A 13,243-nucleotide genomic window follows, 5' to 3' on the forward strand; every position below is an offset into this window, starting at 1 on the left:
AAGCGGCCTGGCCCCATCCGCGTAAACTGGCGCAAAAAATCCCGATCAGTCGCGCTCGTCGCACCAGGAGATCCTCCCATGAATGCCCCCACCACCACCGCCCACCTGGCCCCCGAAGTGGCCCAGCGCGCCGTACCCGAAGCCTTTTTGGTGGCCCTCAAGGCCCGCTTTGGCGACAACTGCTCCACCGCACTGGTGATCCGTGAGCAGCATGGCCGCGACGAATCGGCGTTCACGCACGTGCCGCCCCCGGCGGCGGTGGTGTTTGCCGAGTGCACACAAGATGTGGCCGATGCGGTCAAGCTGTGCGCGCAATACCAGGTGCCCGTGATTCCATTTGGCGTGGGCTCTTCGCTCGAAGGCCATTTGCTAGCGGTGCAAGGCGGCATCAGCATCGACCTGACGCGCATGAACAAGGTGCTGTCCATCAACGCCGAAGACCTGACGGTAACGGTGCAGCCGGGCGTGACACGCAAGCAACTGAATGAAGAAATCAAATCGACCGGCTTGTTCTTCCCGATCGACCCGGGTGCGGACGCCACCATCGGCGGCATGAGCGCCACACGCGCCAGCGGCACCAACGCCGTGCGCTACGGCACCATGCGCGAGAACGTGCTGGCGCTTGAAGTGGTCACCGCGCAGGGCGAAGTGATCCGCACCGGTACCCGAGCCAAGAAGTCAAGCGCCGGTTACGACCTGACGCGTCTGATGGTGGGCAGTGAAGGCACGCTGGGCGTGATGACCGAAATCACCGTGCGTCTGTACCCACTGCCCGAAGCCATCTCGGCCGCGATCTGCTCCTTCCCCAGCATTGAGGCCGCTGTGCGCACCGTGATCCAGACCATCCAGCTGGGCGTACCGATTGCCCGTGTGGAGCTGATCGACCACAACACCGTGCGCATGGTCAACGCTTACGCCAAGTTGGGCCTGCGCGAAGAAGCGCTGCTGCTGATGGAGTTCCATGGCTCGCCTGCGGGCGTCAAGGAACAAGCCGAAACGGTGCAAGAGATCGCCAGCGAATTCGGGGGCAACGCCTTTGAATGGGCCACCACCCCCGAAGAGCGCACCCGCCTGTGGACCGCCCGGCACAACGCCTACTTTGCCGCCGTACAGAGCAAGCCGGGCTGCCGCGCCATCAGCACCGACACCTGCGTGCCCATCAGCCGCCTGGCCGACTGCCTGTTGGATTCGGTCACCGAAACCGACGCCAGCGGCATTCCCTACTTCCTGGTGGGCCATGTGGGCGACGGCAATTTCCACTTCGGCTATTTGATCGACCCGAACAACCCACAAGAGTGCGAAACCGCCGAAGCGCTGAACCAGCAGCTGGTCAGCCGCGCCCTGCGCCTGGGCGGCACCTGCACGGGTGAGCACGGCATCGGCCTGCACAAGATGGACTTCCTGCGCACCGAAACCGGCGAAGGCGCCGTGGACATGATGCGCACCATCAAGCGGGCGCTGGACCCGCACAACATCATGAATCCGGGGAAGATTTTTTCGATGTGAAGATGAACCCAAGAGGATGACGATGGCAGACAGCCCCTGGGTGTGGGGCGTTCACTTTTCCAGCTTGATGCCGGTTTCCTGAACAATGTTGTTCCAGCGTGACTGGATGCGCTTTTGCCACGACTGGGTTTCTTCCAGATTCATGTCAAAGTACACCCCGCCGGCCGACTTGACGCGGTCCATGACGTCAGGGTGGTTGGCGGCTTTCACAATGGCTGCGTGGAGCTTTCTTTGGGCCTCCACAGGGGTTCCCGCTGGGACAGCATAGACGGTGTAGCTTTGCAATTCCAGATCCTTGAGGCCTTGCTCGGCCATGGTCGGGACCAGGGGCAACAAAGGCAAGCGGCTGGCACCGAACACGCCCAGAGGAATCAATTTTCCGTTGCCGATGAAGGGTGCCACCTCGCTGTAGAAAGCCGAGACCAGTTGCACCTGGCCCGATGCCGCGTCGGTCATGGCCGGCACGTTGGATTTGTAGGGCACATACTGAATCTTCGTACCCGTTCGCACGGCAAATGCCGCGCACACGAAGTGCCCGATGGTGGCGGTGCCACTGCCCCCGCAATCGAGCGTTGCATTTTTAGCCTTCATGTAGGCAACCAGCTCGGCAACGGTTTTGACGCCCAACTGCGCATTGACCATCAGGATGGGATAACCCGCGATGGCCAACCCCACCACGGAAAAGTCCTTCACCGGGTCATAGCGAACAGGCACACCCAGGTGCCCGATGAGACCCAATTCGTTTTGGGTGCCCATGAACAGGGTGTGACCATCAGGCTCGGATTTGGCCGCCGCATCACCGGCCATGGCCCCGGATGCACCTGGTTTGTTTTCAACCAGGACGGGCTGGCCCAGCTCGTTTTGAAGGTGTGGCTGGTGTCTTCTGGCATAGATGTCGACAATGCCGCCGGGCGCAGCAGAAGTGATCACCTTGATCGGTTTGTTGGGCCAGGTTTGCGCCGACACACTCAGTGAGGGTGCCACAAGACAGGTGAGCAAAAGCAAGCGCAGTCGACTTGAGACCATGTGCACAACTCCAAAAGGTTCAGACCATTTTGGGTATTTGATGGCCGCCTGTCGAGCCTTCTCAGGACACTGGAAAACCCTTAGACAGACGACACCCCAGGCCCCGATCAGCCGGCCTTGCGGCCAGCCAGCAAGGCCTCGATTTGCGAGCACAGCTGCACCGGCTCAAACGGCTTGAGCATCACCTCGTTGAGGCCGGCAGCCTTGAAACGGTCCAGGTCTTGCGGGTTGACGTTGGCCGTCAGGCCCAGCACGAGCAAGCTGCTCAGTCGAGGATCGGCATCCATGCGCAACGCAGCCGTGGATGCAATGCCATCCATGACGGGCATCACCATGTCCATGAGCACCAGATCCACCGCCTGGGTATGCAGCACATCGAGTGCCTGCTGTCCATTCACGGCCTCGAGAACGGTGCTGTTGGGCCAGGCGCTCAACAGCACCTGCTTGGCCAGCAAACGGTTGATCGGATGGTCATCGGCCACCAGAAAGCGCCAGGCCATCTGCGCGGTCTGAACCTCGATCTTGTGGGAGGTTTTTTTCTGTGCAGGAGCGGACACGGCCGCCAGTGGCAAACGCAGCCAAAAGCGTGAGCCCTGTCCGGGCTCACTTTCAAAGCCGATGTCGCCGCCGAGCAAATGCGCCAGCTTTTGCGAGATGGCCAGGCCCAGGCCGTTGCCGCCGTAGCGGGCCTGTGTGTCGTCTTCGGCCTGGCTGAAACGCTTGAAGATGTGCAGCTGCCGCGCCTTGGGGATGCCAATGCCCGTGTCCTGCACCGAGAACAGCACGCCGGGGTTTAGCCATTGCACACGCAGCACCACCGAGCCCTGATGGGTGAACTTGAGCGCGTTGCCCAGCAGGTTCACCAGCACTTGCATCAGGCGATGGCGGTCGGTGTGCACCCAGGCGGGCAACTGTCCGTCCAGCTCGATCCGGTAGTCGAGCTCCATGCTGTTGACGCGCGGCTTGAAGAGTTCAAACGCGTGTTCGGCCACGCGGCGCAGCTCAAAGGTCTCGGGCTGCACCACCAGCTTGCCCGCCTGCAGCTGCGAGTAGTCGAGGATGTCGTTGATCACCGTCATCAGGTGATCGGCCGACTGGCGGGTGTGGTTGAGCACTTTGAGCGCTTCGGGCTTGCCCTCGACGTTGGACAACAGCAAGGCGTTGAAGCCCAGGATGGCGTTCATGGGCGTGCGCAGTTCGTGGCTCACCGTCGCAATGAAGTGCTCGCGCATTTGCAGCGTCAGCTCCAGCTCCTGGCGTTTGGCTTCGAGTTCACGCTGGTAGCTCAGGCTTTTCTTCAAGGCCATGACGTGCAAGCGGTCGTAAATCAACGGCACGATGATGAGCATGCCCGTGACCAGACTGAAGGTCGCCCACGAAGAGACGGCATGCTCGGGGCCCGGCTCAAAGGCTGGTACCAGCCCATGATGGTTGGCCAAGGCCATGGCCGACTGTCCCAGCCACACCAGCAAAAGCCAGGCCATGCCCGCGCGTCGGCTGATCACATAAAAAGGCGTCAGGGGAAGGATCAGGAGCCAGGTCAAGCGCGGAGAGAACACCCCGCCCGCATTCCAGACCGCGTAGGTCAGCATGACCGCACCGGCCAGCGTGCCCATGTGCACACCCCAGGACAGGGGCATGCCAAAGTTGATCAGCAACAGCAGCAACGACAACCAGCCGGCCATCGACAAAAACAAGGGCGTCGCATTCTGATACGGGCTGATGGCCGAGTACAAGAGCAAGATGGTGATGACCACCGTCACGAAGAACACGATGTAGGGCATCTTGCCTTCGCGGTAAGGCGCAGGCAAACGGGCCACCAACCGGTCAAACCCCTGCTGCAAAATGCTTTTGATCTGCATGCTCAAGCCCTCGCCTTCAGCACGTGGCGACTCACGCAGCGCACCAGCGTCTGCAGATCCATCGGTTTGTCGAGCACATCGTCCATGCCCGCATCCTTGCAGCGCTGGCGCTCCACCGGGTTGGTGTTGGCAGTGAGCGCGATGATGGGCATGCGGGCGGTGATGGCCGGGAACTGATGGCGGATTTGACGGGTCAAGGCCATGCCGTCCATGTCGGGCATCACCATGTCGACCAGGGCCACGTCAAACGCCTGCTCATCCAGCAGGGCCAACGCCTTGGCGGCACTGTCGAGAGTGACGATCTCGGCGCGGGGCCAGCATTTTTGAAGCTGCAAGCGCGCCACCATCAGGTTCATGGCGTTGTCGTCCACCACCAGGATGCGCAGGGCCTCTTGCTCAGGCAGTGTCTCGTCTGACTGCGGTGCGGTGGGCGCCGCATGGGCCGCCAGCAAGGGCACATGAAACCAGAAAGTGGCGCCATGCCCTTCGATGCTGCGCACGCCCATCTGGCCGCCGTGCAACTGCACGAGTTTTTCGCAAATGGACAGGCCCAGACCCGTGCCCCCGTAGGCGCGGGTGGTCTGCACATCGGCATGTTCAAAACGCCGGAAGATGTGGGCCTGCTGGTCCAGCGCAATGCCGCGCCCGGTGTCGCGCACCTCGAAGTTCAGACGGTCATGGCCTGCATGGATGCGCAGCAGCACCTCGCCTTGGGTGGTGAACTTGAGCGCATTGCCCAGCAGGTTGCGCAAGATCTGCAACAAGCGCTGGCGGTCGGCGCGCACGCGCGCAGGCAGCACCGGGTCCAAAGTGCCTTGCCAGGCGATGCCTTTTTCCAGCGCCTTGTCGCGGTCGGCCTGCAAGGCCTCGTCCATCAAGGACTGCAACTCAAAATCTTCGAGGTGCAGCATCAGCTTGCCCGCCTGCAGCTGCGAAAAGTCCAGGATGTCGTTGACCACCTGCAGCAAATGGCCGGTCGAGCGGCGAATGTGGTCTACCACCTCGACCTGCTCAGGCCTGTCGGCCAACTCCTGGCGCAGCACGCCGTTGAAGCCCAGGATCGCGTTCATCGGTGTGCGCAGTTCATGCCCCACCGCAGCCACAAACTCGTCCTTGTGGGCCTGGGCTTGCAGCAAAGCTTCGTGGGTGCGCTGGAGTTCCGCATTGCGCTCTTGCAGTTGCTGCATCTGCTGCTCGTGCAAGTGGTCGTACAGGCGCACCGCCAGCATCAGGTTGGCCATGGCCATGGCCTGGTTCATGAACGCCCAGGGCACGGCTTGCTGCGAAAAGTGGATGTGGCTGTCCAGATGGCCCGTGACCGAACCCACCAGCAGCGCCAGGATGGTGGTCAGCACGATCACGATCCACACGACCGCCGGGCGTGGCCCCTGCAACAAGAGCACTGGCACAGCCAGCACATTGAGCCAGACCAGGCCAGAGGAATTGATCGCCCCCGTCTGGCTGGAGATGTAAGTGACCAGCACCAGGCTCAAAAAGGTCACCAGATGGATCAGGGGAACGAACAGCGCACGCACCCGAACCAAGGGCAGCATGCCCATGGTCAGCAGCGAAAACACCAGGTTGGCGTTGCGGGCGTAGTTGCCCGGTGGAATCAGGTAAAAAATGAGCGAGGTCAGGCTGACGGCCAACAGATAGGTCGCCAACAGGCTTTGCCGGAAATACAAGGAGCTGCTCAGCTGCGCGCGCAGCGTCCAGAGTCTCCCGATGCCCGCCATGGTGTGGAACCCCTCAGCCGCGCAGTTTCTCGATCAGGCCGTTGAGCTCGTCAAGCGATCCGAACTGGATGCTCAGCTCGCCCATTTCCTCGATCTTGCCCAGGCGCTTGACGCGTTTTTTGACACGCACCTCGACCTCGGCCATCAGGAGGTCAGACAGCTCTTCTTCCACCCGGCGCACATCGCGCGACTTTTCCTTCTTGGGCTTTTGGTGCACCAGGTTGAATTCGGCGCCCAGTTTTTTGGCCAGGCTTTCGGCCTCGCGCACCGAGAGTTTTTTGGCCGCAATCTGGTTGGCGGCGGTGATTTGCGCCGCTTTGTCGAGCGACAACAGGGCGCGGGCGTGGCCCATGTCCAAGTCCCCGGCCATCAGCATGCTCTGCACCGGATCGGCCAGGTTCAAGAGGCGCAACAGGTTACTGGCAGCGCTGCGCGAGCGGCCCACGGCCTGCGCGGCCGTTTCGTGAGTGAGCCCAAACTCTTTGATCAAACGTTGCAGGCCTTGCGCTTCTTCCAACGGGTTGAGGTCTTCGCGCTGGATGTTCTCGATCAGCGCCATGGCAGCTGCGGCCTCGTTGGGCACGTCGCGCACCAGCACCGGCACGCTCTCCAGACCCGCCAGCTTGCTGGCGCGGAAGCGCCGCTCACCGGCAATGATCTCGTACTTGCCCGCGTTGTCCCCATCGGTCAGCTGGCGCACCAGGATCGGCTGCATGATGCCCTGAGCCTTGATCGACTCGGCCAGTTCGTACAGGGCACCCTCGTCCATGCGAGTACGTGGCTGGTAGATGCCCGCCACCATCTGCTCCAGTTTGAGCAGGGTGGGCACGCCGGTGTTGGCTGCGTTCGAGGTGGCGGGTGCGTCTTCGACTTTGGGGCCCAGCAAGGCTTCGAGTCCGCGGCCGAGGCCCTTGGGTTTTTTGGTGACCATGGTCATGTTTCCTTCGTCAAACGGTTCAAGAGGGCCCGGCCCGCAGGCCAGTCCCCCAGTTGTGTGTCAGCGTTGATGTGCCCGGCTTCACCCAGGTCCACCCATTCGGCGCCCCAGTCACGGGCCAGGTCTTGGGCACGGGCAGCGCTGCAATACGGGTCGTTCTGGCTGCCCACCAGGATGCTGGCAAAGAGCAGCTTTTGGCGCACGATGGGGCTCCAGCCGGGCAACTGCTCGTGCAGCTCAGGCCTTTCCACATCCCCCGGCGCCACCAACAAGGCACCAACCACCCGCGCGGTGTGGCGCGACACCGCCGCCCACGCCGCCACCTGGATGCAACCCAAGCTGTGCGCGGCCAACACCAGTCGGCCCGGCGTGTCGATGACCATCTCGTCGAGCCGGGCCAGCCAGTCACCGCGGCGCGGGCGCATCCAGTCGTCCTGCTCGACCAAGACGCCACCGTGCTGGCGCACCCAGTGCATTTGCCAGTGGTCCGGGCCACTGCCCTGCCAGCCGGGCAGGATCAGAACGGTGTGCAGGCCCATGGTCAAAGGGTCGGAGCGCGGCGAACCAGTTCGCGGGCAAATTCCACATAGGCCTGGCTGCCTTTGGCCGAAGCGTCAAACACCACCCCGGGCAGGCCATAGCTGGGGGCTTCGGCCAGGCGCACATTGCGCGGTATCACCGTGTCGAACACCTTGTCGCCAAAGTGGGCCTTGAGCTGGTCGCTGACCTGCATCTGCAGCGTGATGCGCGGATCAAACATGACGCGCAAGAGGCCAATGATTTTCAGGTCTTTGTTGAGGTTGGCGTGCACCTGCTTGATGGTGTTCACGAGGTCCGTGAGGCCTTCGAGCGCAAAGTACTCGCACTGCATGGGCACGATCACGCCATGCGCAGCGCACAGGCCGTTGAGTGTGAGCATCGAGAGCGACGGTGGGCAATCGATCAGCACGAAGTCGTACTGGTTGTCTACCGCCGCCAGGGCATGGCGCAGGCGCTGATCGCGGTGTGCCAGCTGCACCAGTTCCACTTCGGCACCGGCCAGCTCGCGGTTGGCACTGAGCACGTCGTAGCCACATTTTTCTGGCTTGATCGCGGCTTCAGCAATCGATGCCGACTCCAGCAGCACGTCGTACACGCTGAGTTCGAGCTGACGTTTGTCGATGCCCGAGCCCATGGTGGCGTTGCCTTGGGGGTCCAGGTCCACCAACAACACCCTTTGCCCGACCTTGGCCAGACCAGCCGCCAGGTTCACGGTGGTGGTGGTTTTGCCGACGCCGCCCTTTTGGTTCGCGATGCAGAAAATCTTGGCCATGGTGGTGCGTCCGGTTTATTTGGAAATGGCCAGCTTGATGCCAAAGCCGATGAGAAAAATACCCGCTAGCTTCTCGAGCACGCGACCGATCCGTGGGTTGGCCCGCATGCGCTCGGCCAAGTAATGGGTCAACAACGTCATGCCCAGACCATAAAGGAACGTGAGGGCCGCGATGGTGGCCGCCATGACACCGAAACTGATCAGGCCCAGGTGGGTTTGAGGGTCGACAAACAAGGGAAAGAACGCCATGTAGAAAACAATCGCCTTGGGGTTGAGCAAGGTGATGGCCACCGCCTGCTGAAAATAGTGGCGAGGCCGGATGTTCAGCACGGGCGCGTCACCGGGTTTGGCGGACAACATCTTCCAGCCCAGCCAGGCCAGGTACAGCGCGCCCAACCACTGCACCGCAGCAAACGCGGCCGGGTAAGTGGCCAACACCGTGGCCACACCGGCCACGGCCAACCACATGAGGACTTGATCTCCGGCAATCACGCCCAAAGTGGCGCCCAGGCCCCCGGCAATGCCGCCCTTGCTGGTGGAGGTGATGAGCGCCAGATTGCCCGGGCCGGGAATGGCCAGGAACAACACAATCGCTGCGACAAAAGCACCGTAATCCGAGATACCGAAGAACATCGAAACTTTCCAGAGGGAGACACCGACAGCCGGGTCGGGGGTTCGAGTGTACGCCAAGGCATTTGGGGGCGACACACGCCCGCCACGCAAAAACCAAAGCCCGCTTGCGCCAATCCGTCAGGCCGTGGTCAAAGGCTTCATCCAGACCATGCAACGCTCCACTTCCAAACCCGGCACGGTGAGTGGTTCCACGTGAAACACGTCCACGTCGGCTGGCAGGCCATCAATCTCGGCTTGAGGATGCTTGCCCTTCATGGCCATCCAGACGCCCTGCCCTGCCAACGCACTGCGCGACCAATTCACAAAGTCCGGCAAGGACGCAAAGGCCCGGCAGCAGATCACATCGAACGGGCCCGTCAAGGTTTCGACGCGGGCATGGATGCCGCGCAGGTTCGGCAGCTTGAGCGTGGCCGCCACCTGCTGGATGAAGGCGGCTTTTTTGCCCACCGTGTCCACGCAACTGACATCGAGTTCTGGTCGACAGATCGCCAGCACAATGCCGGGCAAGCCGCCGCCCGACCCCACATCCAGCACCTTGGCGGCCTGGCCTTGGGTGTGGCGCACCAGCGGCGCGATGGCGGTGAGGCTGTCGAGCAGGTGGTGGGTCAGCATTTCCTGCGGATCACGCACAGCGGTGAGGTTGTAGACCTTATTCCATTTCTGGATCAGGCCCAGGTAGGCCATGAGCTGGTCAAGCTGGACGGGCGACAAGTCCAGGCCCAGCTCGGCAGCGCCTGCTTTCAGGGTGGCGAGCGCGTCACTCATGCGGGCTGGGCCTCTTGGGCAGGGGCCCGGAAACCTTTGAAGCCGCCTTTTTTCAGGTGGATCAGCAACAGCGAAACCGACGCCGGGGTGATGCCCGAGATGCGCGAAGCCTGGCCCAGGGTTTCAGGACGGTGCTTGGCCAGCTTCTGACGCGCCTCGATCGACAAGGCGGTGACCTGCATGTAGTCCAGATCGGCCGGGAGCTTGAGGTTTTCGTAATAAGCGGCGCGCTCGACCTCTTCCTTCTGGCGGTCAATGTAGCCGGAATACTTGGCAGCGATCTCGACCTGCTCGATGACTGCGTCGGTCAAATCGCCCAGCGTTTCACGTGAAACATCGGGACTGGTGTAGCAACCACCGTTCATCGATGTCAGATCAGCATAGCCGACACCTGGTCTGCGCAGCAGGTCGAACAGGTTGTATTCGTGGTCAATCGCCTTGCCCAGCACACGGGTCGACTCTTCGGCCGGCAGGTTGCGGGGGTTCACCCAGGTGGCTTTCAGGCGCTCTGTTTCACGTGAAACCGCATCGCGCTTGCGGCAGAAGGCGTCCCAGCGGGCGTCATCCACCAGGCCCATCTGGCGGCCGATCTCAGTCAGGCGCATGTCGGCGTTGTCTTCGCGCAGCTGCAGGCGGAATTCGGCGCGGCTGGTGAACATGCGGTAGGGCTCGGTCACGCCTTTGGTGATCAGGTCATCCACCAGCACGCCCAAATACGCCTGGTCGCGGCTGGGCGTCCAGGCGGTTTCGCCCCGGCACTGCAGCGCGGCATTGATGCCAGCAAACAGGCCTTGGGCCGCCGCCTCTTCGTAACCCGTGGTGCCGTTGATCTGGCCCGCAAAGAACAGGCCGTGGATCTGCTTGGTTTCGAAGCTGCTCTTGAGCGAGCGCGGGTCAAAATAGTCGTACTCGATGGCGTACCCGGGGCGCAGGATGTGGCAATTTTCCAGGCCCTTCATCGAGCGCACCAGGTCGTACTGGATGTCGAACGGCAGGCTGGTCGAAATGCCGTTGGGGTAGTACTCGTTCGTCGTCAGGCCTTCGGGCTCCAGAAAAATCTGGTGGCTGTCCTTGTCGGCAAAGCGGTTGATCTTGTCTTCCACGCTCGGGCAATAACGCGGGCCCACGCCCTCGATCTTGCCGGTGAACATGGGGCTGCGGTCAAAGCCGGAGCGGATGATCTCGTGCGTGCGCTCGTTGGTGTGGGTGATCCAGCAGGGCATCTGCTGCGGGTGCATGTTGGCTTTGCCCATGAAGCTGAACACGGGCACCCCGCCCTGCTCGTTCATGCCCCCGGGCATGCCGTCACCCGGCTGCTCGGTGCATTGGGAAAAGTCGATGGTGCGGCCGTCCAGACGCGGTGGCGTGCCGGTCTTCAGGCGACCTTGCGGCAGCTTCAATTCCTTCAGGCGCGCCGACAGGCTCACCGCCGGCGGGTCGCCCGCGCGGCCAGCAGAGTAGTTCTGCAGACCGACGTGGATCTTGCCGTCCAAAAATGTCCCAGCCGTCAGCACCACGGTGCGCGAACGGAAACGGATACCGACCTGCGTGACGGCACCGACCACGCGGTCGCCTTCCACCATCAGGTCGTCCACCGCCTGCTGGAAGAGCCACAAATTGGGCTGGTTCTCCAGCATGCGGCGGATCGCGGCTTTGTAAAGGATGCGGTCGGCCTGGGCGCGGGTGGCACGCACGGCCGGACCTTTGGACGAGTTGAGGATTCGGAACTGGATGCCGCCCTCATCGGTGGCCAGAGCCATGGCGCCGCCCAGCGCGTCGACTTCCTTGACCAGATGGCCCTTACCGATGCCGCCAATGCTGGGGTTGCAGCTCATCTGCCCCAAGGTCTCGATGTTGTGGCTCAGTAAAAGCGTCTTGCTGCCCATGCGCGCTGCAGCCAAAGCCGCTTCCGTGCCGGCATGGCCGCCACCGACCACGATCACGTCGAATTCTTGAGGGTAAAGCATGAAAAAGTCCGCCCAGGGATGAGGACCCCGGAGCCCGCGCCGAGGTCAATGACCGCCCTGCCATCGGGTTGGGTCGAAAGTGCTTATTTTACTGGCAGCGCCCGGCCGCCGGGTTATGCGCGGCTTGCATAACTCAACAGCCAACCGGCCTTGGACATCCCCTGACACACCGCCTAAGCTCAAGCCCGGTTTTGCTTTTCAAGGACTGCGCCATGACCCACCCCCTGCCTTCTTACCTGGACGCCCAACACCTCGGCCCCTGGGGCATCTACCTGCAACAAGTTGACCGCGTCACGCCCTTTCTCGGTTCACTGTCGCGCTGGGTTGAAACACTCAAACGCCCCAAACGTGCCCTGATCGTGGACGTGCCGATCGAGCTGGACAACGGCACCATGGCCCATTTCGAGGGCTACCGCGTGCAACACAACACCAGCCGGGGCCCAGGCAAGGGCGGTGTGCGTTTTCACCAGGATGTGACGCTGTCCGAAGTCATGGCGCTGTCGGCCTGGATGTCGGTCAAAAATGCCGCCGTCAACCTGCCCTTTGGCGGGGCCAAAGGCGGCATCCGGGTCGACCCCAAAACCCTCTCGCGTGGGGAACTTGAACGCCTGACCCGCCGCTACACCAGCGAGATCGGCATCGTCATCGGCCCCACCAAGGACATCCCCGCGCCCGACGTCAACACCAATGAACAGATCATGGCCTGGATGATGGACACCTACTCGATGAACGAGGGGGCCACCGCCTCGGGCGTGGTGACCGGCAAGCCTCTGGCATTGGGCGGCTCACTGGGGCGGCGTGAAGCGACAGGGCGCGGGGTCTTCACCGTCGGACAGGAAGCGGCACGGCACATTGGGCTGGACCTGAAAGGCGCGCGCATCGCCGTGCAAGGCTTTGGCAACGTCGGCGGCATCGCAGGCAAGCTGTTTGCACAAGCAGGCAGCCGCGTGGTGGCGGTACAGGACCACGGTGGCAGCATCTACCGCGAAAGCGGCCTGGACGTGCCTGCCTTGCTGGCCCATGTGGCCGAGCACGGCTGTGTGCGAGGGTTTGCAGGGGCTGAGGTCATCACGGACCCGACTTTCTGGTCGGTGCCTTGCGACATCCTGATCCCCGCGGCGCTGGAGCAGCAAATCACGCCCGAAAATGCCCCCCAAATCCAGGCGCGCCTGGTGATCGAGGGCGCCAATGGCCCCACCACCCCGCAGGCCGACGACATCCTGCGCGAACGCGGCGTTCTGGTCGTGCCCGACGTGTTGGCCAATGCAGGCGGCGTCACGGTCAGCTACTTCGAATGGGTGCAGGATTTCTCCAGCTTCTTCTGGGGCGAAGACGAGATCAACGAGCGGCTGGTGCGGATCATGCGCGAAGCCTTTGCGGCGGTCTGGCACACCGCCGAGCAGCACGGCGTGAGCTTGCGCACCGCCACCTTCATCATCGCCTGCACGCGCATCCTGCAGGCGCGTGAGCTGCGCGGGCTCTACCCCTGATCCTCCGTG

At 62.5% G+C, this 13,243-nt stretch carries 11 protein-coding genes; 2 read left to right on the plus strand and 9 right to left on the minus strand.

Going from position 1 to position 13,243, the window contains the following annotated elements; translation table 11 throughout:
* Positions 1-78: 78 nt before the first annotated feature.
* On the plus strand, positions 79-1,506 hold the full coding sequence (locus IC609_RS06290) for an FAD-binding oxidoreductase (protein ID WP_191818559.1): 1,428 nt from the start codon (positions 79-81) through the stop codon (positions 1,504-1,506).
* A gap of 51 nt (positions 1,507-1,557) precedes the next feature.
* On the opposite strand, the gene IC609_RS06295 is transcribed toward IC609_RS06290, so the two are convergent.
* The 9 genes from IC609_RS06295 to mnmG all read right to left on the minus strand — a co-directional run bounded on the left by IC609_RS06295 (position 1,558) and on the right by mnmG (position 11,744).
* Complete coding sequence (locus tag IC609_RS06295; RefSeq protein WP_191818560.1) at positions 1,558-2,532, minus strand: Bug family tripartite tricarboxylate transporter substrate binding protein; 975 nt, start codon at positions 2,530-2,532, stop codon at positions 1,558-1,560.
* 107 nt (positions 2,533-2,639) lie between these two features.
* Positions 2,640-4,394 carry an ATP-binding protein gene (locus IC609_RS06300; protein WP_191818561.1) on the minus strand — a complete coding sequence of 585 codons (1,755 nt, stop codon included), beginning with the start codon at positions 4,392-4,394 and terminating at the stop codon, positions 2,640-2,642.
* A gap of 2 nt (positions 4,395-4,396) precedes the next feature.
* Positions 4,397-6,130 carry an ATP-binding protein gene (locus IC609_RS06305; RefSeq protein ID WP_191818562.1) on the minus strand — a complete coding sequence of 578 codons (1,734 nt, stop codon included), beginning with the start codon at positions 6,128-6,130 and terminating at the stop codon, positions 4,397-4,399.
* Between the two features lie 13 nt (positions 6,131-6,143).
* On the minus strand, positions 6,144-7,061 hold the full coding sequence (locus tag IC609_RS06310) for a ParB/RepB/Spo0J family partition protein (RefSeq protein ID WP_191818563.1): 918 nt from the start codon (positions 7,059-7,061) through the stop codon (positions 6,144-6,146).
* A 2-nt stretch (positions 7,062-7,063) separates the two neighbouring features.
* Positions 7,064-7,606: an RBBP9/YdeN family alpha/beta hydrolase gene (locus IC609_RS06315; protein WP_191818564.1), complete on the minus strand. Its 543-nt coding sequence runs from the start codon at positions 7,604-7,606 to the stop codon at positions 7,064-7,066.
* A gap of 2 nt (positions 7,607-7,608) precedes the next feature.
* Positions 7,609-8,379, minus strand: coding sequence for a ParA family protein (locus IC609_RS06320; protein ID WP_191818565.1), 771 nt, complete (start codon positions 8,377-8,379; stop codon positions 7,609-7,611).
* A 15-nt stretch (positions 8,380-8,394) separates the two neighbouring features.
* Complete coding sequence (locus IC609_RS06325) at positions 8,395-9,012, minus strand: LysE family transporter (RefSeq protein ID WP_191818566.1); 618 nt, start codon at positions 9,010-9,012, stop codon at positions 8,395-8,397.
* Positions 9,013-9,129: 117 nt separating this feature from the next.
* Positions 9,130-9,777 carry a 16S rRNA (guanine(527)-N(7))-methyltransferase RsmG gene (gene rsmG, locus IC609_RS06330; RefSeq protein WP_191818567.1) on the minus strand — a complete coding sequence of 216 codons (648 nt, stop codon included), beginning with the start codon at positions 9,775-9,777 and terminating at the stop codon, positions 9,130-9,132.
* Positions 9,774-11,744, minus strand: coding sequence for a tRNA uridine-5-carboxymethylaminomethyl(34) synthesis enzyme MnmG (gene mnmG, locus IC609_RS06335; protein ID WP_191818568.1), 1,971 nt, complete (start codon positions 11,742-11,744; stop codon positions 9,774-9,776). The genes rsmG and mnmG overlap by 4 nt, the downstream gene beginning before the upstream one ends.
* Positions 11,745-11,956: 212 nt before the next feature.
* Here mnmG and IC609_RS06340 point away from each other — a divergent pair, with 212 nt between their 5' ends.
* Positions 11,957-13,234, plus strand: a complete 1,278-nt coding sequence (locus tag IC609_RS06340; RefSeq protein ID WP_191818569.1) for a Glu/Leu/Phe/Val family dehydrogenase — start codon at positions 11,957-11,959, stop codon at positions 13,232-13,234.
* The last annotated feature ends 9 nt before the right edge of the window (positions 13,235-13,243 follow it).

It is taken from the genome of Limnohabitans radicicola (genome assembly GCF_014837235.1).
Lineage (GTDB): Bacteria > Pseudomonadota > Gammaproteobacteria > Burkholderiales > Burkholderiaceae_C > Limnohabitans_A > Limnohabitans_A radicicola.